This window comes from Cysteiniphilum sp., assembly GCF_057495195.1.
Map to the genome: position 1 here is coordinate 1 of NZ_JBXTEF010000009.1, position 24,925 is coordinate 24,925.

Annotated in this window: 21 protein-coding genes; 6 read left to right on the forward strand and 15 right to left on the reverse strand. The window is 39.2% G+C overall.

Translation table 11 applies throughout. The annotated features are described in order from the left end of the window. Nucleotides 1–184 precede the first annotated feature (184 nt). From dnaJ to ACY10D_RS01030, 4 genes are all read right to left on the reverse strand, one after another. Nucleotides 185–1,315: a molecular chaperone DnaJ gene (gene dnaJ, locus ACY10D_RS01015; RefSeq protein ID WP_486998956.1), complete on the reverse strand. Its 1,131-nt coding sequence runs from the start codon at nt 1,313–1,315 to the stop codon at nt 185–187. Nucleotides 1,316–1,411: 96 nt separating this feature from the next. After that, a complete protein-coding gene (gene dnaK, locus ACY10D_RS01020) occupies nt 1,412–3,355 on the reverse strand; it encodes a molecular chaperone DnaK (protein ID WP_486998957.1) in 1,944 nt (647 codons plus the stop codon). Nucleotides 3,356–3,641: 286 nt separating this feature from the next. Then, nucleotides 3,642–4,229: a nucleotide exchange factor GrpE gene (grpE, locus tag ACY10D_RS01025; RefSeq protein WP_486998958.1), complete on the reverse strand. Its 588-nt coding sequence runs from the start codon at nt 4,227–4,229 to the stop codon at nt 3,642–3,644. Nucleotides 4,230–4,417: 188 nt separating this feature from the next. Then, nucleotides 4,418–5,251, reverse strand: coding sequence for a hypothetical protein (locus ACY10D_RS01030; protein WP_486998959.1), 834 nt, complete (start codon nt 5,249–5,251; stop codon nt 4,418–4,420). 224 nt (nt 5,252–5,475) lie between these two features. Here ACY10D_RS01030 and ACY10D_RS01035 point away from each other — a divergent pair, with 224 nt between their 5' ends. After that, nucleotides 5,476–6,570, forward strand: a complete 1,095-nt coding sequence (locus ACY10D_RS01035) for a radical SAM protein (RefSeq protein WP_486998960.1) — start codon at nt 5,476–5,478, stop codon at nt 6,568–6,570. Here ACY10D_RS01035 and ACY10D_RS01040 read toward each other — a convergent pair. From ACY10D_RS01040 to ACY10D_RS01060, 5 genes are all read right to left on the reverse strand, one after another. Further along, on the reverse strand, nt 6,560–6,742 hold the full coding sequence (locus tag ACY10D_RS01040; protein WP_486998961.1) for a hypothetical protein: 183 nt from the start codon (nt 6,740–6,742) through the stop codon (nt 6,560–6,562). The two genes, ACY10D_RS01035 and ACY10D_RS01040, sit on opposite strands and share 11 nt — an antisense overlap. 106 nt (nt 6,743–6,848) lie before the next feature. Further along, a complete protein-coding gene (locus ACY10D_RS01045; RefSeq protein WP_486998962.1) occupies nt 6,849–7,928 on the reverse strand; it encodes a bifunctional nicotinamide-nucleotide adenylyltransferase/Nudix hydroxylase in 1,080 nt (359 codons plus the stop codon). Then, entirely contained in the window at nt 7,928–8,626 is a 699-nt protein-coding gene (locus ACY10D_RS01050; protein WP_486998963.1) for a BON domain-containing protein, read from the reverse strand. Before ACY10D_RS01050 ends, ACY10D_RS01045 begins: the two co-directional genes overlap by 1 nt. Further along, on the reverse strand, nt 8,577–9,746 hold the full coding sequence (locus ACY10D_RS01055) for a trans-sulfuration enzyme family protein (RefSeq protein ID WP_486998964.1): 1,170 nt from the start codon (nt 9,744–9,746) through the stop codon (nt 8,577–8,579). The genes ACY10D_RS01050 and ACY10D_RS01055 overlap by 50 nt, the downstream gene beginning before the upstream one ends. 35 nt (nt 9,747–9,781) lie before the next feature. Beyond that, entirely contained in the window at nt 9,782–11,884 is a 2,103-nt protein-coding gene (locus tag ACY10D_RS01060; RefSeq protein ID WP_486998965.1) for a helix-hairpin-helix domain-containing protein, read from the reverse strand. A gap of 454 nt (nt 11,885–12,338) precedes the next feature. Here ACY10D_RS01060 and ACY10D_RS01065 point away from each other — a divergent pair, with 454 nt between their 5' ends. Then, nucleotides 12,339–12,701 (forward strand): DUF4870 family protein, encoded by a 363-nt coding sequence (locus ACY10D_RS01065; RefSeq protein WP_486998966.1) that lies wholly within the window; start codon nt 12,339–12,341, stop codon nt 12,699–12,701. Here the strand turns inward: ACY10D_RS01065 and metH are convergent. Continuing rightward, the gene (gene metH, locus ACY10D_RS01070; RefSeq protein WP_486998967.1) at nt 12,693–16,340 is read right to left on the reverse strand and encodes a methionine synthase; all 3,648 of its coding nucleotides are present in this window, start codon (nt 16,338–16,340) and stop codon (nt 12,693–12,695) included. The two genes, ACY10D_RS01065 and metH, sit on opposite strands and share 9 nt — an antisense overlap. A gap of 350 nt (nt 16,341–16,690) precedes the next feature. Between metH and ACY10D_RS01075 the strand changes: the two genes are divergently transcribed. Next, nucleotides 16,691–17,512, forward strand: coding sequence for a class I SAM-dependent methyltransferase (locus ACY10D_RS01075; RefSeq protein WP_486998968.1), 822 nt, complete (start codon nt 16,691–16,693; stop codon nt 17,510–17,512). Here the strand turns inward: ACY10D_RS01075 and ACY10D_RS01080 are convergent. The 4 genes from ACY10D_RS01080 to ACY10D_RS01095 form a co-directional block, all read right to left on the reverse strand. Then, the gene (locus ACY10D_RS01080; RefSeq protein WP_192483239.1) at nt 17,498–18,496 is read right to left on the reverse strand and encodes a queuosine precursor transporter; all 999 of its coding nucleotides are present in this window, start codon (nt 18,494–18,496) and stop codon (nt 17,498–17,500) included. The genes ACY10D_RS01075 and ACY10D_RS01080 overlap by 15 nt on opposite strands. Beyond that, nucleotides 18,493–19,170, reverse strand: coding sequence for a helix-turn-helix domain-containing protein (locus ACY10D_RS01085; RefSeq protein ID WP_192483238.1), 678 nt, complete (start codon nt 19,168–19,170; stop codon nt 18,493–18,495). The genes ACY10D_RS01080 and ACY10D_RS01085 overlap by 4 nt, the downstream gene beginning before the upstream one ends. An 84-nt stretch (nt 19,171–19,254) precedes the next feature. Then, complete coding sequence (locus ACY10D_RS01090) at nt 19,255–21,345, reverse strand: ATP-dependent helicase (protein WP_486998969.1); 2,091 nt, start codon at nt 21,343–21,345, stop codon at nt 19,255–19,257. Between the two features lie 3 nt (nt 21,346–21,348). After that, entirely contained in the window at nt 21,349–21,693 is a 345-nt protein-coding gene (locus ACY10D_RS01095; RefSeq protein ID WP_486998970.1) for a hypothetical protein, read from the reverse strand. Nucleotides 21,694–21,866: 173 nt separating this feature from the next. On the opposite strand from ACY10D_RS01095, the gene rsfS reads away from it, so the two are divergent. Then, nucleotides 21,867–22,211, forward strand: a complete 345-nt coding sequence (rsfS, locus tag ACY10D_RS01100) for a ribosome silencing factor (protein WP_192483235.1) — start codon at nt 21,867–21,869, stop codon at nt 22,209–22,211. A 14-nt stretch (nt 22,212–22,225) separates the two neighbouring features. Here the strand turns inward: rsfS and ACY10D_RS01105 are convergent, their stop codons facing one another. Next, entirely contained in the window at nt 22,226–22,495 is a 270-nt protein-coding gene (locus ACY10D_RS01105; RefSeq protein ID WP_486998971.1) for a hypothetical protein, read from the reverse strand. Nucleotides 22,496–22,781: 286 nt separating this feature from the next. On the opposite strand from ACY10D_RS01105, the gene purM reads away from it, so the two are divergent. Together purM and purN are read left to right on the forward strand one after the other, a co-directional pair. Then, on the forward strand, nt 22,782–23,828 hold the full coding sequence (gene purM / locus ACY10D_RS01110) for a phosphoribosylformylglycinamidine cyclo-ligase (RefSeq protein ID WP_486998972.1): 1,047 nt from the start codon (nt 22,782–22,784) through the stop codon (nt 23,826–23,828). Continuing rightward, a complete protein-coding gene (gene purN / locus ACY10D_RS01115) occupies nt 23,818–24,435 on the forward strand; it encodes a phosphoribosylglycinamide formyltransferase (protein ID WP_486998973.1) in 618 nt (205 codons plus the stop codon). Before purM ends, purN begins: the two co-directional genes overlap by 11 nt. Nucleotides 24,436–24,925: the final 490 nt, after the last annotated feature.

The window sequence follows — 24,925 nt, forward strand, 5'->3', positions numbered from 1 at the left end:
TTTTAGCCCCTACATGACCGATCATTTAAAACGATACGGGGAACTTGTACTAGATTTAAACAGAATCCCCGCAAAGATAGATGACGTAAGGGATAGAGAGCTATTTTGAAATCACTATGACCGGTTTACTGACGTATTCCGACTAGACCCGATTGAAAGCTAAAAAATAAGAAATACAAAGCCATTAGCTGCCAGCAAAAAACTCTTTAACATTGTCAAACCAGGATTTTGATTTTGGTGAATGTGTTTGATGCTCACCAATTGAATCACCAAATGCCTCTAACAGTTCACGCTGTTTGCTATTAAGATTAATCGGTGTCTCCACGGTGACTTTACACATCAAATCCCCCATGCTACTGCCACGCAAGGCTTTAACACCCTTGCCTCTTAATCTAAACATTTTACCTGTTTGTGTTTCAGCAGGGATCTTAAGCTTCACTTTGCCATCAATCGTCGGCACATCAAGCTCGCCACCTAAGCATGCTGTCATAATGCTAATTGGCACTTCACAATATAGATCCGAACCATTACGCTCAAAAATCGCATGCTCTTTGACATGTACTTGGACATACAAATCACCCGCTGGAGCGCCATTTTCACCGGCTTCACCCTCGCCTGATAGTCGGATTCTATCACCGGTATCAACGCCTGCTGGAATTTTAACAGAAAGCGATTTAACATCTTGCTTACGCCCTTGTCCATGACAAGCGCGACATGGATCTTTAATAGTATGCCCGCTACCATGACATGTCGGACAGGTCTGCTCAACGGAGAAGAAACCTTGTGACATACGCACAGCACCCGCGCCATGACATGTACCACATGTTTGTTTTCCAGAACCTCCTGAACCATGACAACTATCACATGAAACATAGGTTGGGACTTTGATCTTCTTAGTTGTGCCGTGCACTGCTTCTTCAAGTGTGATTTCTAGGTTGTATTGTAAATCATTACCACGCCTGCTTTGCGCACGTGATGAACGTCCTGATGATCTTTGACCGCCTCCACCGCCAAAAATATCACCAAATATGTCACCAAAAATATCGCCAAAGCCTTGTTGCCCACCACCAAAGCCGCCATGTCCAGTACCTTGATTGACACCCGCATGACCAAATTGATCATAAGCAGCACGCTTTTGTGCATCACTTAAAATCTCATAAGCTTCAGACGCTTCCTTAAACTTTGCTTCGGCATCCTTATCATTAGGGTTTCTATCTGGGTGATACTTCATCGCCAATTTACGATATGAACGCTTAAGCTCTTGCTCTGTTGCGCTTTTGGATACCCCTAATATTTCATAATAATCTCTAGGCATAGTGCTACCATTATTCTAGTTCAATTCAAAACGCTATAAAAAATGCGGGACATGCCCGCATTTTTCAAGTTAAAAGTTATAGTTTATTGAGATTAACTATTTTTTGTCGTCATCTTTAACTTCTTCAAACTCAGCATCAACCACATTATCATCTGCTTTTTGTTGTTGCTGAGGTTCTTCAGCTGAAGCACCTGCTTCAGCATTCGCTTGACCTTGTGCTTGCTCGTAAGCTTTCTGTGCAATCGGTGCAAACGCTTCTTCTAAAGCCTTAGTTTTTGCTTCGATGTCATCTTTATTATCTGTCTTTAATACAGCTTCTAAATCAGCACATGCGGCTTCAACTTTTGCTTTCTCATCTTCAGAGACTTTACCTTCCAAGTCTTGTAGTGACTTACGCGCACTGTGCAATAAATTATCACCTGTGTTACGTGCTGAAACTAGCTCATGGAATTTCTTATCGGTTTCAGCATTGGCTTCGGCATCTTGAACCATGTTGTTAATATCATCTTCAGATAAACCACTTGATGCTTTAATCACAATATTTTGCTCTTTACCAGTTGCTTTATCTTTTGCTGATACATTCAAAATACCATTAGCATCAATATCAAAAGTTACTTCAATTTGCGGCATGCCACGTTGTGCTGGTGGGATGTCTGATAAATCGAATCGACCCAGTGATTTATTTGCAGACGCCATTTCACGCTCACCTTGTAGTACATGAATGGTTACCGCTGGCTGATTATCTTCTGCTGTTGAGAAAATTTGTGATTTCTTTGTTGGGATCGTCGTGTTACGCTCGATCAACTTAGTCATCACACCACCCATTGTTTCAATACCAAGAGATAATGGTGTCACATCAAGAAGTAACACATCTTTCACATCACCGGCTAATACACCACCTTGAATCGCTGCACCCATTGCAACCGCTTCATCAGGGTTTACATCGCGACGTGGTTCTTTACCAAAGAATGCTTTCACTTCTTCTTGTACTTTAGGCATACGTGTTTGACCACCAACCAATAATACATCAGTGATTTCAGAGACTTTAAGGCCTGCATCTTGTAATGCTTTTTTGCATGGTTCAATTGAGCGCTTAACTAGATCTCCAACCAATGATTCAAACTTAGCACGCGTTACTTTGATATTTAAATGCTTAGGACCTGTTGCATCAGCTGTAATATACGGCAAGTTAACATCTGTTTGTTGTGCTGATGACAATTCAATCTTCGCTTTCTCAGCTGCTTCACGTAAACGCTGAAGCGCTAACGCATCATTGTGCAGATCAATACCACTATCTTTCTTAAACTCATCAATTAAATAGTTCATTAACGCAACGTCAAAATCTTCACCACCTAGGAAAGTATCACCATTAGTTGCTAATACTTCGATTTGGCTATCGCCATCAACGTTAGCAATCTCAATGATAGATACGTCAAATGTACCACCACCTAAGTCATAAACAGCAATCGTCTGATCTGCTTTTTGCTTATCCATACCATAAGCAAGTGCTGCTGCTGTTGGCTCGTTAATAATACGCTTAACATCTAAGCCAGCAATGCGACCTGCGTCTTTTGTTGCTTGACGTTGTGCGTCATTAAAGTAAGCAGGAACAGTAATTACCGCTTCTGTTACAGTCTCACCTAAGAAATCTTCTGCGGTTTTTTTCATTTTACGCAATACTTCAGCAGATACTTGCGGTGGCGCCATTTTTTTATCTTTTAATACTTCAACCCACGCATCACCATTGTCTGCTTTGATTACTTTATACGGAACTTTTTTAACGATATCGTCTTGAACGACTTTCTCATCAAATTTGCGTCCGATTAAACGCTTAACCGCAAATAATGTATTATGTGGATTCGTTACTGCTTGGCGCTTAGCCGCTTGCCCTACTAGAATCTCACCACCTTCAGTGTATGCTACGATTGAAGGCGTTGTACGCGCACCTTCTGCATTTTCGATAACACGAGCCGTCTTGCCATCCATTACCGCAACGCAAGAGTTCGTTGTACCTAAATCTATACCAATAATTTTACCCATTATGATCTCCTTTTATTTCAACGCTCAGAAATATGTTGACGCGTTTTTATTTTTCAAGTTTTTATTTGTTTTTATTTTGTTTATTTTTTAAGTTTTGTCGCTTTTAGCACTTAACAATGAAGAAATAAGTTATGCCATTTCTCACCTCTCCCCCTGCGGGAGAACTCATGCAGCTTATGCTGCGCGGGTGGGGGGAACAATTAAAACTCAACTTAATTCTTACTGACTACTATGCAATACGCCCTACTTATAACATTGCAATATGTTTACGGTAGATATAAACGCTTTAGTTTTTAACCACCAAAACGCGCGCCGGACGAATAACACGATTATTAAGCTCATAACCCTTCTGAAAGACATTCATCACCATATTGTCATCCATCTCAGGATTAGGTGACATTGCCATCGCTTCATGTTTATTTGGATCAAAGACCTCACCCTCTGGATCAAGCTGTGTCACACCAAATTTCTCAAGTGTATCGACTAACATCTTCATTGTTAAGATGACACCTTCAGACATCGCTTTAGCTTCCTCAGACTCAGCTGAAACTTCAGTTGCCTTTTCCATGCTGTCAAGCACAGGTAATAATGCATTAGCGAATTTTTCCAAAGCAAACTTATGTGCATTCTCAACATCTTTTTGTGCGCGGCGGCGAATATTCTCCATCTCAGCATGGGCACGTAATACTTTATCATCGGCAGTGGCAACGGTATCTTGCATATTGTCAATCGTTGTTTTAAGGGACTCATTTTCTTTGCGAAGTGCAATAACTTCATCAATCATATCTTGAGATTCAGTAGCTTCCTGATCAGCAGCTTCCCCTGCCATCAACTCAAAATCTTCTTCGTGCTGTTTTGGATGTTTATGTGACATTGATACACCTTAAATTATCTTTTTAAGTTTTTTATTACGGCGTAACAATTGCGGGCGCTTTTGCGCTTTTCAAGAGATTATTTTAATAAATTCTCATCTAACGGTTGATATACCGTTCACAAACCATTTTACAAGCGGTATAGACATCCCTATCCTGATTTATCCATGGTGCTTCTGCTAGGAAAAGTTTAATTTGTCTCTTGTGTTAAGACATTTCCATTGATGGAAAACTTACCATTAACCACTGAACTTGCTGGCGTATTGTTTTGATACTGCCAATACGCTTGCATGTGTGTGCCATTTGGGGCATTTGTTATCACCAAGGTGCACAGCTCACCCTTGTGAGAATTATTAACCAACTGGTATACAGGATTGCCTGATTGGCTTACGTTTGACAATGAACAGAAAGACTGACTTCCTTGTGATAAAGCCAGCTGTGTTGTCGTATTGTCTATTCCAAAATACATCGGGGTATTTGCTTGCTCTAAGTTGATATAAGGTTTCACTGTTAGATTATTACCACCTTCAATACTAAACCGCGTATTAATTAACGCATATTTAACACTCATGCTTTGCTCAACACCATTTATCGTAATTGTGCTTGTGTATGACTGTGTAGATATGCCTTCATTAGGAATATTATTTCGTGTAATTTGCAATTGACACTCACCACCTTGCGCTTGCAATTCAGTACCACAATTACCATTACTAATTGTAAAATGCTGCGTAAAGTCCGAGCCTGCTAAGCTTTTGATGCTTGATATAACTTGTGCGATATTCACAGGCTGATAATTAACACCAACTTTTGACACATCAGATGAGGTTTGCAGACTAATTTGTCCTGACTCACCAGGCGCCAATGCCGCATCTAGATTTACAGTTAAAGGGGTAACAGAAGCAGCAGAACCACCGGTGCCAGCATCAGAGCCGCCACCACCGCCACAAGCAGTTAGTGCCAAGGCCGCAACAGATATACTTAATAATGAAAGTGTTTTAAAAATTGCTTTTTTATGGAATGTCATAAATACATTTTTTCCTATTTATTTGATTATCGAGGGGGAGATGCTGAAAATAATTTGCCTTATTTTCGCGCAACAAATTAACGCATAAAACACATTCAGTCAAATAAAATTTAAATAAATTTTGAGCAACTCCATCTATTTAACGCATCAAAAATTGATCTATCTCAAGGAATATTGAGCAAGCTTGGTTTACCATACGTCAAACTTTTTATTCCGAGCTATTTATGAACTTTGAACCCAAATGGATTGCGTGGGAAACCACCCAAGAATGTAACTTAACTTGCGTACATTGTCGCTCTAGTGCCTGTTTGGGCAAATATAAGGATTTAGATTTTTCAACTGAACAAGGTTTTTCAGTAATTGATCAGATTGCTTCATTTGCCAAACCTTGCTTAGTACTTTCAGGTGGCGAGCCGCTATTACGATCTGACATTTTTGATCTTGCCGATTATGGGACTAAGCAAGGACTGCGCATGGCATTAGCGACTAATGGCACTTTAATCGATGATCACACCTGCCAAGAGATCAAGAAATCTGGCATTCAAATTATTTCTTTAAGTCTTGATGGTAGCAATAACGTCACACATGATAACTTCAGACAACAACAAGGTGCTTTTGATGCCACACTCAAGACCGCTGAACTATTGAATAAACATCACATCCCTTTTATTATTAACTCTTCTTTCACGCAACAAAATCACCATGAGATCAAAGAAACCTATGCGCTTGCCAAACAACTACACGCAAAAGCCTGGTATATGTTTATGGTTGTTCCAACCGGTCGTGGGCATAAGCTTATGCAAGAGCTATTACATGATGATAAATATGACAATGCTTTAGATTGGCACTACACAATGGAAAGTGAGGAAGAGGATATATTGGTGCGTCCAACTTGCGCGCCTCATTATTATCGCGTACGTTTTGAAAAGAATAAGTCTTTTGGATTGAATACTAAGTCACGCGCACTTTCTTTCTCAAGCGGTGGTTCCAAGGGCTGTATTGCCGGACAAAGTATTTTAACGATTGATGTGACAGGCAATGTCCATCCATGCAGTTATTTACCATTAAGTGCTGGCAATATCTTTGAATCATCATTACAAGATATTTGGCAGAATTCTGACATTTTTAAGAATTTACGCGACTTTAAAAAGTACAAAGGAAAATGTGGTAATTGTGAATACATTAAAATCTGCGGAGGCTGCAGAGCTCGGGCGCATTTTATGAAGGGCGATTATTTAGCTGAAGAACCCTTATGTAACCATATGCCCAAGCGCCTACAGAGGGAGAAACATTTAATCATGGAGTGTTCTAATCATTGAAATTTTGAATATAGACTTGTGCATTATTTTGCTCAACTGAAGCTGATTTATAGTTTTTAGACATTGATTTTTTTGCCATTACCGAATTCGCTGTAAAATCCGTTCCTGCTGCAATAGCTAGATTTCCACTTAAAAACATTCCGATAACGGTAATTGATAGTAGCTTTTTCATAACTAATCTCCTTTAAGTTCAAACACATTTTAGTCAGTTTCAAGTCTAGTAAGAGATTTCAAAAAATAAAATGCTTGATCTAAAAACCAGCAATTTCGCACACCAATCAGGTCATTAGCTTATATTTAGATGTCATAAACTTAATAATCTGAGAGTGATCATCCATAAGGCAATCGGACATTTTCTCAAGCACATCATCTAACTTAACCCATTTTACCGCCTTGGCATCATCTTGCGCAGTAACCTGTGGCAACGCTTTTTGTGGCAACATAATCAATCCCAAATGCGTGATAACACGCCCACGTAATGAGCGATCTGGATGATCGAAAACCTCTTGTGCCATCAGTGTTTCAGGTATTTTTTCTGGAGAGATGGATAGCGTTGTTTCCTCTTCTAATTCACGCAGAATACCATCGACAATACGCTCATCTTGATCTAGAAAACCACCAGGCAATGCCCATAGATTTTTGCCCGGTGCTTGTTTTCGTTGAATAAGCAATAAATGCTTGTTGCATAGCACCATTGCGTCAGTGGTGACAAAGACTGGCTTAAATGGGGCATCCTGCCAAGAAGCTTTATAATTCGTGATATAGTTAAATTCATCACACAATGCTCGATAGTTGGCTGTTTGCATATAGCTTTGCAGCGTTTTCAAACTACCGTTACTATCTTTATTATCAATAAGATAATTTAAATCCAGCACATGATCTTTAAACAACTTCACACGAAAATCTGTGGCATTAAAGTCATCAAAATTAGTAACATCAATATGCTGCCATGTTGGGAAGCATTTCAAGTAATAACTACTGGCATCTTTTTGATGACCTATAATCGCGATGTGACTGTCTTTATCTGCGTATTGCTCAACTCGCTCTTGCGCTTCATTGCGCCAACCTGCTTCGTTATAAAACCAATCACTAACCGGTTCGATAATAATGCGCTCTAGATCAATACCCGAAGCTTGCAAATCAGATAAAATCATGGCGCGTCGCTCTTCATAAGAGAAAGGATTTTTTATACTTGGCGCCCTAAAAGCTGAACCAATCAAAATAATCATTTTTTCTGCATGCAACAATCCGTAACGTATATTGTGCAGATGTCCAACATGAAACGGCTGAAATCGTCCGATAAACACAGCATAATCATACTTCATTCTTTTTGATTCTTCTTGCTTGAGACTACCCATTATTTTTGCTCTATTCTTTGTTGTTCTGCTTTTGGTGCTTCAACTGGATACGACACATAATCATACACTTCAATGACTTTCTTAACCCCTGAAACATTCGCAGCAATACTCGATGCTTGATCACCCTCAGCTTTAGTCACTACACCTAATAGATAAACCACACCTTTTTCGGTAACCACTTTAAACTTCAGGCTATTGACGCCACTTGAAACCATCGATGAGACGACTTTAGAGGTAATCCAGCTATCCGATAAATAATCTCCGATATCGACTGGATCACCGATAGTTAGCTGATTATAAACGACCTTAACTCCGGGGATTTTAGCCATGCGATTGGCAAGCTCTGTTTTAAGCATCTCACTTGGGACTTGCCCCAATAGCAGCATAATATGATTAAAGACTACCGGCTCGACATTAGAATTGCCTTTAAGTGCGGGATAATCATGTAATAATGAAATCGCTTTAAATTGAATCGATTTATCCGAGGCATTGGTTTTACCATCAACGCTACTGCCGGCAACATTGCTACCAACAACCGCAGCGCCGGCACCTGCGATCACAACTGGGGCACAAGCACTTAACAAACCAGATAGACTAATACCTAAAATAACAGAGGATATGACTTTAATATTAATTAATGCTTTTCTTTCAAGCTCTTTTTGCGTTTTCTTCTTTTTTTGTTGCCTGATTATATTCATCGATAAACTCCTGAAATACCGTGAGTGTATCCGCTAACACCTCACAACCGATGGATAATCTTAACAACCACGGTGAAACTTGTAATTGAATTTGTTGCAGTTTTTGAACCTCTTTATGTGACATGCTTGCTGGATGACTCAAAGAGGAGTGTACCGCACCAAAGCTCACTGTTTTTGGAAAATAGGCTTTTAACTTCTGATAAAACTGCTCAAACTGCGCTTGGTCAACACATTCAACCGCTAACAGTCCGCCTAAAGACTCACAGTTTTCGTTAAGCCAATGCGCATGTTTTTGTGCCAAATCTCCAACATAATAAATATTTTTGAAGCATTTACTTGCTTTTAATAGTGTATAAACAGCTGCTGCATTTTTAGTTACTTCAGCCATGCGCAAGTGCACTGTTTTTAAGCTTCTTGATAACAGCCACGCTTGAAATGGATCTAGTGCATAACCTGTTTGGCGAATAACCTTCGCAATTTTTTCTTTAAACCGTGTATTAGTCGCAATCACGCCTGAGGTAACATCAGCGTGTCCTACGAGATACTTAGTAGATGATTGCAAGGCAATATCCGCACCAAACTTAAGCGGCATAAAGCCGTATGATGACATCAATGAATTATCAACCACTAAGCAAATATTACGCGCTTGCGTGATCTTTGCCAAATCAGCAATAGGCGTTATTTTCTGTAACGGATTAGACACCGTCTCGCATAACACCATCTTGGTTTTTTCACTTACTGCTTGTGTTAAATTATGAGGCTCTTGTAGATCAATTTGCTGAATGGCAATGCCACGATCCTGACACATCTCTTCCAAGATAAACGATAATCCTGCGTAAAAATCACAACCGACAATAAGCTCATCACCTGCTTTTAGCATACTTAAGACAATATTTAGTGCTGACAAACCACTGCTCACCGCAAATGCCGCATGCGCTTCATCCAAAATAGCTAATTGCGCTTCTAGATAGCGACGTGTTGGATTTTGCACCCGCGAATATTCAAATGCATTACTACTGTGTTGATCAAAGGTACTTACTTGATAAATCGGCATGCTCATCGCGTGATATGCATCATCATTCTCAAGGTGCAATAAGCGCGTTATTCTACTGTTACTCATAATTTCTAAATCATTTATTCTTTATATTTTTTATATTAGCCGACAAGACTCAACCCAACTCGCTGGCGTTCAAGGTCAATACTAATGACTTTAATCTGTGGCAATTGCTCATTCAAACTCACCACTTCATTAGGATGACTGACGCGCTTAGTGCTTAATTTAGAAATATGAATCATACCATCATTTTTTAAGCCTATATCGACAAAAACCCCAAAGTCTGTGATATTGCGCACAACACCTGAGACCATCATGCCGACTTTAAGCGAGTCTATATCCAAGGCTTCAGCACTAAAGCTTACTTCAGGCAATTCATCACGTGGATCAAACCCAGGCTTTTGCAGCTCTTTGATAATATCTCTTAAGGTTGGCTCGCCAATCTTATACATTTTAGCAAAACTTACAATATCGATCTGCTTTAGCTCATCAGTTGATTTTGTCAATAATCCTCTGGCAATCGCATAATGCTCAGGATGCACACCAGTATTATCCAAAAGATCATGTGCCTCAGGAATCCGCATAAAACCTGAGCACTGCTCAAATGCTTTATCGCCCAAGCCCTTGACTTTCTTAAGCTCAGCTATATTTTTAAAGCCACCCATTTTATTGCGATATGCTACGACTTCTTTTGCTAAGCGTGGACTTAAGCCCGCAACATATGCCAATAGCTGTGCTGAGGCAGTATTTAAATTAACACCTACATTATTTACAACTGCTTCGGTAACATCACTTAATTTTTGCACCAGTTTCTTTTGATCTACATCATGCTGATATTGACCAACACCTAATGCTTTAGGGTCAATTTTCACCAATGCTGCCATAGGATTGTGCAAGCGTTGTGCTATTGAGATTGCCCCTCTTACCGTAACATCTAACTGTGGATACTCCTCATCAGCGACTTCCGAGGCTGAGTAAACCGAAGCGCCGGCTTCAGAGACAACGGTATAGCGAAGCTGATGTTCTGTTTGTTTATTATAATCAGCAAAGAAATCTTGTAACTCACGTGATGCCGTACCATTGCCAATTGCCACAGTATCAATGTGGTATTTTTTGACTAAGTCATTAACGATCTTTTTAGCTTCTATTGTTTTGTTATGCGGCGGTGCTGGATATATAACGGCTTCCGCCAAATACATACCTTTTTCATCAATGACTGCTAATTTAGCGCCGGTTTTAAACCCAGGATCAACACCCAACACAGCATGTGCCTTAACCGGTGGCACCATCAGTAAATGGCTCAAGTTATCCGCAAAAACATGTATTGCTGAGCTTTCTGCTTTTTCTTTTAAAGTATTGATTACCTCACGTTCAATTGATGGATATAACAATCGCTTGTAGCCATCATAGTAAGCATCTATCAACAACGATGACACGCCCGCAGCGTGTCTTGGCAGCTTAAAGCGTTTGATCGTTTCTTTATAGCGCTCATGGTCTATCTCAATCTTAATATTTAGCTCTTTTTCAGCCACGCCACGAAAGATCGCTAACAAGCGATGTGCAGGTATTTTATTAACATTGGATTGATATTGATCAAACTGCGCAAAGTTACCTTGGGCATTGCATGTTTTGCTTGCTTTGACCTGTAAGCTACCAAAACGCGATACCTGATCACGGACATAGGCGCGCTCTTTGGCATTATCAGCATAAATTTCAGCGACAATATCCATCGCACCTTGCACTGCTTCACCAACCGTTTTGATACCATTTCTGACAAATGACTTAGCGCGATCATAAAATGCAGTCTCACTATCATAGGCTTTAAGTAGAATATCTGCTAACGGTTGCAGTCCTTTCTCAATCGCTACTTGCGCACGTGTATTGCGCTTTTGTTTAAAGGGTTGATAGACATCTTCTAAATCATTTAATGTATTGGCTTCATTAAGCGCTTTTTTTAATGACTCATCATATACATCACGCTCGGTTAAGGTGTTAATAATCTCCTCTTTGCGCGTGTCAAATTTCTGTAAATACTGATAATGCTCATAGAAACTTCTGAGCTCTGTATCACTTGCCCCACCTGTCATCTCTTTACGATAACGCGCGATAAAGGGAATGGTTGCCCCTTGGCTTAACAGTGAAACAATATTCTCAGTGGCTTTAATCGACAATCCACTTTGTGTCGCAAGTTGCTGTAAATTCATGAGACATTAAGGCATGCTAATTATGCTTGCTATCTTCAGCGATTTCACCGCTGATGTCCATCATTATTGTTATATACCCATCACAAACCATCTTACAGTATTTCTGCTATTGAATTTCTCGCACTTTTGAGTGATTGGCTTTTGCTAATAGTCCTAGCTATTACCTTCAATCCAACCACCCAAAATCATCAAAAACTTCCTCAACATTAAACACCGCAAAATGATTTACAATGGGTATAGCTATACCTAATCACACTGACACGCTTGCAGATTTAGCAAGCTTAAGGCAAGCTGTCGTCAACAATAGAGTAATGATGAAGAAATAAGTTACGCTATTTCTCACCTCTCCCGCAGGGGGAGAGGTCGTGCAGCTTACGCTGCGCGGGTGAGGGGAATAATTAAAACTCAACTTAATTCTTATTGATTACATACAGTAAAGAAAACAAGGACATCTATGAAAAACGAAACCTATGCCAAAATTATCTACATCCTCTATATCGTCGGTCTATTTACCGGTATCACCGCACTAATCGGGCTAATCATGGCGTATGTCAAAAGAAATGAACACGATGTGACACCCGCCCTTAAGACGCATTTTGATTTTCAGATTAAAACCTTCTGGTATGGTCTGATTTATCTGATCTTATCGATTGTTTTAGCTTTTATTATCGTCGGCTATCTTTTGTATATCTGGTGGGTGATTTGGCTTGTCGTGCGCACCATTAAAGGCTTTATGGCATTAGATAGTGACAAAGCCGTCACTGGTAAAGATGGTTTTTGGGGATTAGGCAAGTTTAACCTTAGCATCTCAAAATAAATTAGGGCGTAACCATTTCTCAGCTTCTGATATACTCATGCCTTTACGCTTGGCATAATCTTGAAGTTGATCTTCAGCAATTTTACCTACACCAAAATACTTACTCTCAGGATGGGCAAAATAAAGCCCGCTAACACTTGCCGCAGGTGTTACTGCCATCGACTCAGTTAAATGCATCCCCATCTCAGGCGCGTTTAATAACTTAAACAGCGTTTCTTTTTCAGTGTGATCCGGACAAGCCGGATAGCCAAATGCTGGACGAATGCCACGATATTTACCTTTGATCAATGCCTCATTATCAAAAGACTCATCTGTAGCATACCCCCAAAACTCTTTGCGCATGCGCTCATGTAAATGCTCAGCAAAGCTCTCAGCCAAGCGATCTGCTAATACTTTAAACATAATCGCATTATACTGATCATGATTTTTCTCAAATGTTTTAAGTTGATCAGACGTCTCAATCCCCGTAGTAACGGCAAAAGCGCCAATATAGTCATCGATATTAAGGTCTTTTGGCGCAATATAATCGCTTAGTGCAACAAACGCCTTATTCGGATTACCCGTTTGCTGACGCAGTGTCTGAAATCTTGCTAAGGTTGAACCGTTTATATCATACACTTCAATATCATTACCGACACTATTGGCATGATACAAGCCATATACGGCATTAGCTTTAAGCCATTTCTCATCAATAATTTGCTTTAGCATCTCTTTAGCATCATTAAAGAGTTTCTGCGCCTCTTGCCCTTTGTGCGGATCATGTAAAATTTTAGGATAACTGCCCTTTAGCTCCCACGCATGGAAAAATGGACTCCAGTCAATCCGCTCAACAAGCTTTTGCAATGGATAATCCGTTAATACAAATCGACCCAACTGCTTGGGCTTTTGAATCGTCTGTTGATCAAACACCAATTTCAAGTTTTGATTATTGCATTTCTCATAGTCATAAATTTCGCGCGCCTGTTTGCTCTTTTGGTAATGCGCGACCAGATGCTCATATTCAGTTTTGATCTTCTGATAGTAACCCTCTTTATTATCGCCTAAAAGATTCGCCATCGTTGACACCGCGCGCGATGCATCTAATACATGTACCGTTGGCAAATCGTGTTTTGGTAATATCTTCATCGCAGTATGGATCTTTGATGTGGTCGCACCACCGATTAATAGGGGCAAATGGACATTTTGTGCTTTCATCTCACTGGCAACCGTAATCATCTCATCAAGCGATGGTGTAATAAGCCCGCTTAAACCAATCATGTCAGCATTTTCTTTTTTGGCAGTCTCGATAATTTTCTGATAGGGCGTCATCACCCCCAAATCAATGACTTCATAATTATTACATTGCAGCACCACTCCCACAATATTCTTACCGATATCATGCACATCGCCTTTAACTGTGGCGAGCACGATTTTACCTTTTGCTTTTTGTGCTTGGGATTTCTCTTCTTGCAAAAATGGCTCAAGATAAGCAACTGCCTGCTTCATGACACGTGCTGATTTGACCACTTGTGGCAGAAACATTTTACCCGAACCAAACAAATCACCAACAGTATCCATCCCCTGCATCAAAGGACCTTCAATCACACTTAAAGGATTGCCAAGTTCCATTCTTGCTGCTTCAGTATCTTCGATAATATATTGATTAATGCCCTTTACTAAGGCATAGCTTAAGCGCTCAGTCACCGGCTGCTTGCGCCAAGAAAGATCTTCTTTTTTATCCGTTTTTGTGCCTGATAAGGTTTGCGCATATTCGACAAGCTCGTCAGCCGCTGCTTTGCGTGTATTTAGAACCACCTCTTCAATGAGCTGTTTAAGTTTGGGATCAATATCTTCATAAATCGTAATTTGTCCAGCATTAACAATCCCCATATCCATCCCGGCTTTAATTGCATGATATAAAAAGATCGAATGAATGGCTTCACGCACCAAATTATTACCACGAAAAGAAAACGAGACATTGCTAACGCCCCCTGAGATGCGCGCATGTGGGCAGCGCTTTTTAATCTCTCTCGTTGCGTCAATAAAATCAATACCATAACTGTGATGCGCCTCAATACCTGTGGCAACAGCAAAGATATTCGGATCAAAGATAATATCCTCTGGCGGAAATCCAATCTTTTTGACCAAAAGATCATATGCTCGTTGACAAATATCAACCCGCTTTTGTAAAGTATCCGCTTGTCCTTGCTCATCAAATGCCATTACAACAATCGCGGCACCATAACGAAGCGCAAGCTTAGCATGCTTGATAAATTCGTCTTCTCCTTCTTTAAGGCTAATGGAGTTAATCACACCTTTGCCTTGAATCTGTTGCAAACCCGTTTCAATCACTTCCCATTTAGAGGAGTCAATCATCATCGGTACTTTGGATATATCAGGTTCAGTGGCAATAAGCTTTAAGAAGCGCTCCATACAGGCTCGCGCATCTAGCATGCCATCATCCATATTGACATCAACGATTTGCGCGCCATTTTCAACTTGCTCTTGTGCGACATGAAGGGCTGCTTCAAAGTCCTGATCACGAATGAGTTTGGCAAACTTTAACGACCCTGAAACATTGGTGCGCTCACCGATATTGATAAAGTTACTCTCGGGTGTCACCACTAAACTTTCTAAACCTGATAAACACAGCGTTTTAGCTTTTTGTTTAATCTCTCTTGGCGCTACATTTTCAATAAGCTTTGCCATCGCTTCAATATGCTCAGGTGTCGTGCCACAACACCCTCCTAGAATATTAACCAGATGATGCTCAACAAATGGTTTAAGTTTATCTGCCATAATCTCAGGGGTTTCATCATAACCACCAAAAGCATTAGGCAATCCTGCATTCGGATGCATGCTAACAAACCCCTCGGCAGTCTTTGCCAGAGCCTCAATATGCGGATATAAATCATCAGCACCCAAAGCACAATTAAGCCCAATCGATAAGGCTTTAGCATGTTTTAAACTATAGTAAAAAGCATCCACTGTTTGCCCTGATAAGGTGCGCCCACTTTGATCGGTAATCGTTCCTGACAACATCACAGGCATCGATATACCGTGTTTTTCAAAATAATCTTCAATTGCATAAATCGCTGCTTTTGCATTTAAAGTATCAAAGATTGTTTCAACCAAGATAATATCAGATCCCCCATCGATCACGCCACGCAAGTTCTCTTGATAGGCGCTCACCAATTGCATAAAAGTAATGTTTCTAAAGCCTGGATCACTGACATCTGGCGAGATGGATAAGGTACGATTTGTGGGACCTAACACACCGGCAACAAAACGCGGCTTATCTGTTGTCGTGTATTTTAGTATCGCTTTTTTGGCGATTTCGGCACCGGCTTTAGCAATCGCATAGACATGATCTTCAAGCGCGTAATCCGCCATAGAAATAGACGTACTATTAAAGGTATTGGTTTCAATAATATCAGCGCCAGCTGCCAAGTACTTTTCATGAATCGTTTGAATAATTTCAGGTTGCGTTAAGTTCAATAAGTCATTATTGCCCTTTTGCTCTGATGTCACATCCTTAAACATTCGCCCTCTATAGTCCATTTCAGTTAAATCATAGGCTTGAATCATCGTGCCCATCGCGCCATCAAGAAGTAAAATACGCGTTTTCAATAACGATTGTAACTGCTCGTAAGTAGACATAAATAAAGGTTCTTTGCTTAAGTAATAGGTAATGAATAAAAGTAACACGATTGTTTGGGGATGAGTAGGCTATTTTGCCAAGATTTTTTGATGTGGCATCACCATAATTTTTTATTTGCAAAAATGCACAAAAAATTGCAAACAATCAGTAACTTAACCCCACAGTCACTGATTGATTGCTGCCCCTCACGAAACACTAAAATAAAATTTAAAATGTTCAAAACCGAAAACAAGAAACAATTTAAATTGTTTTTATCTTTTCGTCAATTGGAATACTCTAAATTTTCATATCTTAATAGCAACTGCTTCAGCTACACTAACTACCATCATCATATCCCATGGCGCTTTTAATGAATTTCTATGACACGACAAGCTCTTACATTAATTATCAGCAGAATGCATTCTCACAATATCAAGGTTTTTTGCAGCTGCTTGCATTAATCCAGACACATTCACCTGAAGCACTTAAAGGATGTGCTTTAGATATTGGCTGCGGCAATGGCAAAAACACCCAACTTATTCAAGAAGTTTTTGATGGTCAAATAACCGCAATTGATGCTTCAGAAAATATGATTAAGACAGCTTACGACAACTATAAAGCGCAAAATATTGAGTTTATCTTAGGTGATATTGAACAATACTCCTTAAGGCAATCATTCCATTTGATGCTTTGCAACTCGGTTATTCATTGGTTTAAACAACCTACACAAACCTTTCAGAAGTTAGCAGATCATTTAGTGAAAAATGGTGTTCTAGCAATCCAAACTCCACTCAAAGACTGGTGCCCCTTTTTAACCAGATGCATTAACAATACAATAGAGCACGATTTGCTAAATAAGATAATGAAACATTATCAAAACCCTTGGTTTCACAAAGAAAGCAGCATTGAACTTTATAACGACATCCTTGCTTTAAGCTATGATTTAGTCTATCAAGAGGATATTTGTTATATGCACGAAGGCTGTACTTTAACGGATCTTTTACGGATGTTTAACTCAGGGGCTGCTGCAGCTTACTTTAATCCCGATAACTACACCATTAAGCTGCCGGATAACTTTAAGAATAATTTTTTAATTATCCTTGAAGAGGAAATCTCAAATGGTATTAATCAAACAGGAAGCGATACATTAGATATTGCTTTTAATCGCGGTTATTTGCTACTGCGTAGATAGGCGAAGCTTACGCGGTCTATCAAAATATGCATCTACGCGCTTAACTAATGGCACCACCAAGTAAGTAATCGGAATGGAGAAAACGCCATAAAACATCTTAAATGCAAAATTATTCAATGCAAATATAGACAACTGCCAAATGGATTGGTTTGAACCTCCGCCCATAAAATAAAAAAACATAAACACCCATGTGTATGTAAAAATCAACTCAGCAACAGTTGATGCCCCCAACACACGTAGCCATAAATACTGCGAGTTTGTTATCTTGCGAATTTTATCAAACAGCTTAGCGTTAATAAAATCCGACAGCAAAATCGCAATAATATTTGCAAATAACAGCTTGGGGATATTATCAAACACTTGGTGGTAGGCAGCCGTTTGCGAACCATTAACAACTGGAGTCAATTGCATTGAAAACCAAATAGCAATTGCAAGCGTCACTAGAATAAACATAGTGGTATATATTAAACGCATTACATACTTAATCCGGTAAACCTCGGAAATAATATCTGCAATAATATACGTTGCTGGAAAAATCAAAATACCCCGTGGCTCAATAAAGTCGCCCAGCTTAATAATATTCGGAGACAAATAAATTGCTGTAATCAAAAATGCGACGTAAATACAGCACAAAGGAATTAGGCAGGTATTCGTCGTTACATTCGCTCTTTTGATATTGCGGGTAGCTGTAGCTCTTTGATCCACATCAGTTACTAGCGGGGTATCTGATAAGTTGCTATAACATAAAAGCATTTGTTTTACACAAGTTGGTGAATATTTTTTAATTTCCTCATCATTGCTCAAAATATCAACAAACTTGCGATGGAAAATTTTCCTATTCCCTCTGACTGAATATGCAACATAATATTCATCTGCTTTGTAAATCACCTCATGAAAAATGTAACTAAAGCGATTACCATACAATTCAGTAATGGCTGAGAAAAGACCTAGTAAATGATTAGACAATGATTTTATCCAGCTCATACTGACTCTCCATAATTTAAACGCGCCTCAATTAACTGACCCTTTATCTCGGACGCCCTAATTACATGCTTATTTATATTTAGCTGATAACAGAACTCACCATCCCTCAAAGCTAACTTTCCTAATGTTAAGGTATCATGCAAGTTAAAGAGATAATATGCACTTTGATCATATGTCTGCAGTTCAGAAAAAATCAAAATACTACCTTGTACAAAGCCAAAGCGCTCTTCTTTATCAGTAATCTGAATAACAAACGGCTGCTTGATATGATTGTTAATATTAAACGGCAAGCTTAAGTAACGATCGACTACACACTCACCATTGTTAAGATAAGCCTCGATCTGCGTCATAGTTAAAATAGGCAACTCAATGCAGCTCTCGTTACTAATACCATCTTTTAATAGCATCGATCCCTTGCCTGTTGATAGCCATACTGGATTAATATCTAAAACTGCCGCAATTTCTAGCGTATACTTTGATTTTTTAATTTTCCCCGAGCAAATGGCTTGTATGGTTTGTGCTGGGATATTTAGGTTTTGAGCAATATCAACCTGCCTAAGCGCTTTTAATTGTAATGCATATTTTAGGCGTCCACCTAAAGTACCTAAGTCATCCTCTTTTGACGCATTTTCTAATACCTTCCGCTTTAAGAAATACTCTCCCAAAAAAAACATGCATTTCCCCATCTGTTACATCATCTTTATAATCACAGTTGTGGAGTGTAGCAAAGAACCTCACATTTAGAAATAATCACAACCTTACACTGTCGCTAATTTCTTAAGATAATTTGCCATTGGGACACTGTGTTTTGATTTTTGTTTTAACACGATTTCATCTTGATCTAAATGCGCTTTTAGCAACATCTCACATTGATGCAGATGACTCTCATATAAAAAGCGTACTGAATTGGTTTTACGCAAACCTTGTGGCGCGCCACTAATACCTTCAACAAACCATTTATTAAGCTTTGCAACATCATTGCCCGCGACAATACTAAGCTTTGAAATCGCGCGCGTGATTGCCACATAAAACAAACGACGTTCACTTTCTATTTCATCATTGGTAGGCGGTTTGTCTTTGACATTACTAAAAAAGCTTTGCTCTGTCATGTCACATAGAATGACATGCTGCCATTGCAAACCTTTTGCTTTATGAATTGAGCTAATAAGCAACCCATTTTTATCATGCCTTGATAGATTTGCCTGCATCTGCAAGGCATTAAAATGATCTAAGAATTCAGTGATTGTCTGCTTGGCTTCCAAGCTAAAATTAAGCCACGCATCGGCAACATCGCTATCAGTATAGACAGGACTCACTGCCGCTTTTTTTGCCAAGTAGGTTGAAAGATCCAGTAATGTATATAGCATTTTAACCACCGTTGACGCTGGCGTTTTTGGCTTAACATCAAGCATGCTTTGCCAAAGCTCAAGACGCTCTTTAATGCGCGATACTTGATAAAACGGCAGATCATATTGTTGTTTGAAGCTTTGCAAAGCGACCATTGGTTTTAATATATTTACACTCAATAACTCGCTTAAACACTCCAGTTGTGAGATATTTAGATATAAGCTTGGAAACGACAGCATTTGCATGATTTTTTCTTTGCGTACCTGCTCTGGCAATTGCTGAAAATATTTCCCCTTATCCACTAAAGATAAATAACCAAAAATCGATTGTGTTAATGGCAGTTTAAATACGCTTTGACCACCGGCAATATGGTAATCTAGACCTTCTTGCAAACAGGATAGTTCAAGCAGCACGCCTGAGCTATATTTTCTGACTAAAACCGTAATGTCTTGAAGCTTATATTCACCATCACGAATGCTTTTTGCAACCTCTTGAATCAGTAACTTTAATTTATTTTTACTGATGATATTTACATCGGTTTTCTTCGCCGCCTCAGGCGCTGAGAAGCATAATGTTTTTAACCGTTGTTTATTGTGTTGAATCACTTCATTTGCCATCACTGACAACAAGTGCCCATAACGAAATGTTAATGATAAAGTGTATGTTTTGGCATTTTTGAAATCTTGCGCAAAACCCTTAAGCATATAAAAGGGTCGCGAACCACGCCATTCATAAATTGTTTGATCGATATCACCAACGGCCATTACCGATTGCGCATTGTTTGAAATCAATTTAAGCAATGATTGCTGCACATCATTAATATCTTGATATTCGTCAACTATGACATAACGGTAGCGGTTACCAAAACGTGCTGCTAGTGTTTTATTAGCACTCAATACTTTCATAGGTTCATATAGTAAGTCATCAAATGTCCGCCCGCGATAATGCGCTCTTAGCTGTTCATAGAAACGAAAAAAGCTTTCCACTTTACCTTGCTCAGACTGCTCTATCTGCTTAAGCATCTTTTTAAGATCCAAGCTTGATTTCAAAAGCCCGATGTATTGTTGATAACGATCAATAACCTCCGGCGTTATTGGCTCCTTTTCATTAAGTAGCTGATTGGTTTTCTGCAGTGCTTCGCGCACCAACTTCTCAAGTATACTTTTCCTGTCGATTAATTGCGCTGCTGGCAATAATCCTTTCTTCTCTAAGAAACTTACTGTTTTAAGACCCAATGCATGAAAGGTCTTGATATCTATCACTGCATTAATGTTAAGCGCGCTTAATCTTCGCGTGAAATCATTTGCTGCAGACTTGTTAAACATCAACACCAAAATCTCACTGGGATTAACCGCATTCTTTAGTAAAAACTCAATTCGAGCAATTAAGGTTTGTGTTTTACCACTACCTGCAACGGCAGAGACTAATGCATGCTGAGATAAGTTATGCTCAATAATCGCCTGTTGTTCAGGGGTATAACAGATGGTTGCCGTTTTGTTCATTAGTTAGTACTTCTTTCGCTTGTTATCTTTCACGCTATTTTTGCTAATCAACTTACCTGTTATTAAGAAAGCAAAGGCTTTGAATGATATCAACAAGAATGTAGCGATATGTTTTATTGCCATAGAAATATCGTTAAGTAAACAGCCCAAATAACTTGCTAACGTTAAGGTTTTTTGCTCTTTCACAAAAGAGCGCATAGCATACAACATAAGACAAAAAACAAAGATAACTAAAGCCCAACTGATAAAATAAGCAAATGCGATGCGATATGCCCCCAAATAGATATAGCATAAATATGTAATCGCCAACAATATCAGTAAAACAACTGCATTCTTAACAATGGTCACAGATGGAGCTCCTAACAACAAAGGCTTACATTGTAGCTAAGTTTTTAGCAATGAGATATACCCATTGTAAATCATTTTACGGTGTTTGTGATGGGTATATACTCCTTGCTTGTCTTTTCAACTTCGACTAAACTGCTATGCTTTGAAAATAGACAAAATATCCTATCAAAATCATGGAAACAAAAGAAATTCTAGATCTAGCTGTTAACGCTTTAGAAGATGTCAAAGCTGAAGACATCACTGTTATGAATGTAGAGCACTTAACTGAACTAATGAGCTACGTTGTCGTTTGTACAGCAAACTCAGGCACACATGCCAAAGCCTTAGCCAACAATCTTGAGATGACTGCTAAGAAAAATAATGTCACTATTTTGGGTATCGAAGGTGAAGCTAAGAGCGACTGGGTTCTTGTCGATCTTGCAGATATTGTTGTTCATATTATGAAAGCAGAAACCAGAGAGTTCTATCAGTTAGAAAAGTTATGGGATATCAAACCAAACTCACCTAAAGCAGTTTAAGGTCTATTGTTAAGTTACACACTGCTTAATAACAGTTTCATCTCCTCAGGCGAAACAAATCCCGCCAGACGCTTGGCACCTTTGCGAATCTCAGTCACTGGTAACACCGTATGACATAGCCTTTCTAAAAACATGGCACTTGATTTACATCCTCGTGCTGCTGCTAACTTCATAATATAGCGCAAACGCTCAAGTGTTTTCTTATCTTTAGTTTCAGCTTGATTGAATGATTTAAAATAATTAACAACCCAATCAAAAGTGAATAAAAATTTTCCTTTTAACATTCTGACTCCTTACTTGATCCTTAAGAGTTTATATCCGTTTAAATAATGGCTTGAGGCTTTTAAATTTTCAAGATTTACCAGCAAATTAATCATTGAAATTATGAACAATAAAAACACAATGCTTTCTAGAGTAATCGTAGCAAAAAAGATCATCTACTGATAACAGTGATCTAAGAGCAGCAAAAGGTTTAATTCAAACGCAAAATGCACAGCAAAAAATCCTATAAAATAAATCTTGATCAGTATATACTTTGCCCACTGCAGCGGTTAATAGTTACGCATAGTCATGAGTGATCAATCATTAAGTTATCAGGATGCTGGAGTAAGCATCGATGAAGGCAACTTGCTTGTCGAAAAAATCAAACCTTTAGCTAAATCAACCATGCGCAAAGAAGTATTAGGCGGCTTAGGTGGTTTTGGTGCTTTGTTTGAAATCCCCTTGGATCGTTACCAAAAACCCGTATTAGTCTCAGGTACAGATGGTGTTGGCACCAAATTGAAACTTGCTTTTGAATTAAACGATCACACAACCATTGGTATTGATTTGGTTGCGATGTGTGTTAATGATCTCATTGTTGGCGGTGCGGAGCCATTGTTTTTCCTTGATTATTATGCCACTGGTAAGCTTAATGCGCATCAAGCAGCTGATGTAATATCAGGCATTGCTGAGGGTTGTCGCCAATCGGGGGCTGCGCTTGTTGGAGGGGAAACCGCTGAAATGCCTGGCATGTACCAAGGTGAAGAGTATGATCTTGCGGGATTCTGTGTTGGTATTGTTGAAAAAGATAAAATCATTTCAAGTGACAAGGTCAAAGCCGATGATGCATTAATTGCAATCGCCTCATCAGGTGTGCATTCCAATGGTTACTCATTGGTGCGTAAGGTTATTGAACATGTCAATGCCGACTTAAATATGCCTTTTGAACAAAGTACGTTAGGCAAAACGCTATTAACGCCAACGCGCATTTATGTCAAAACAATTTTAAAACTGCTTGAGCAATATGATATTCATGCAATAAGCCATATTACCGGTGGTGGTTTTACTGAAAATATTCCACGTGTATTACCGGATTTCACTTGTGCCAATATTAACTTAGATAGCTGGCAATTGCCTAAAATCTTCCAGTGGTTGCAACAAAATGGCAATATTAGCCAAAGCGAGATGCTTAAAACATTTAACTGTGGTGCAGGCATTGTGATGGCAGTAGCGCAAAGTGATAAAGAGGCGATCCTTGACACACTTAAAGCACTCGGTGAAACTGCTTGGGAAATTGGTCACTTAAGCCAATCACAGCAGCAAAAAGCACATGTTAGCTACTTCCATGGCAAATAAATCGACATTTAAGCTTGTCGTTCTATCATCAGGATACGGCTCAAACTTACAAGCAATCATTGATCAGCTACATAATGAAGGTGGGATTGAGATCAGTGCAATCATTTCCGATAAAGTATCTGAATCGATCACTCGCGCACTTAATCACAATATTCCCTGCTTATATCTGCCTAAACAAAAACAACAAACGCGCGAGGAATATGATCAGCTACTTTCTGAGCTACTTGCCCCCTTTAGTCCTGACTTGATCATTTTAGCGGGGTTTATGCGTATTCTATCACCTGCCTTTATCCAAAAATTCCCACAGCAAATCATTAATATCCACCCATCACTACTGCCTAAACACAAAGGGTTAAACACTCACCAACGCGTAATCGATGCCAAAGATAAAACTCATGGCACCACCATCCACTACGTTAACGAGCATCTTGATGGTGGCAAAATCATCGCACAAAAGCGCATCGATGTTTTACCTTTTGACACAGCTGAAACTCTAGAACAAGCCATCAAATCGCTTGAACATGTTTTTTATCCAGCAACGATTCATAAGCTTGTCGCCAAGGCGCGTAACGACGCTAGCTTAACACCTGCAAATAACGATAACTAAGTCGACTTAGTAATGAATCAAGAATAAGTTGCGCCAACTAATACCTCTCCCCTTGCGGGAGAGGTCGTGCAGCTTAAGCTGTGCGGGTGAGGGGAAATTGAAACTCTACTTATTTGTGCATTATTACTTACTGCAAATATTAAACATCAATGTAAAAAATCTATCGCTAAGAATAAAGATCTCTTATATATCAATAAAACTTATTACTTATTGAAATATCCTTAGGGTTTTACATCCTTGTGATTAACTCTTAGTAACAAAGGGGAGGGAGTGTTATTGAGTCGTAGCGTCCTGCCACGAAAGTTATTCTCTCAAATACTCTGGCTGTAAGATAGGGGTGATCTCTGAAATTTACTTAAGAGATCACTGTTTTCTTTATGGCAGATATCTCACAAAGTTATAATGCGACCTTATATACCGCTCGTAAATCATTTTGCGGTGTTCAATGGCGAAGAAGTTTTTGAGTCTTTTGAGCAATTGTATTGCAGGC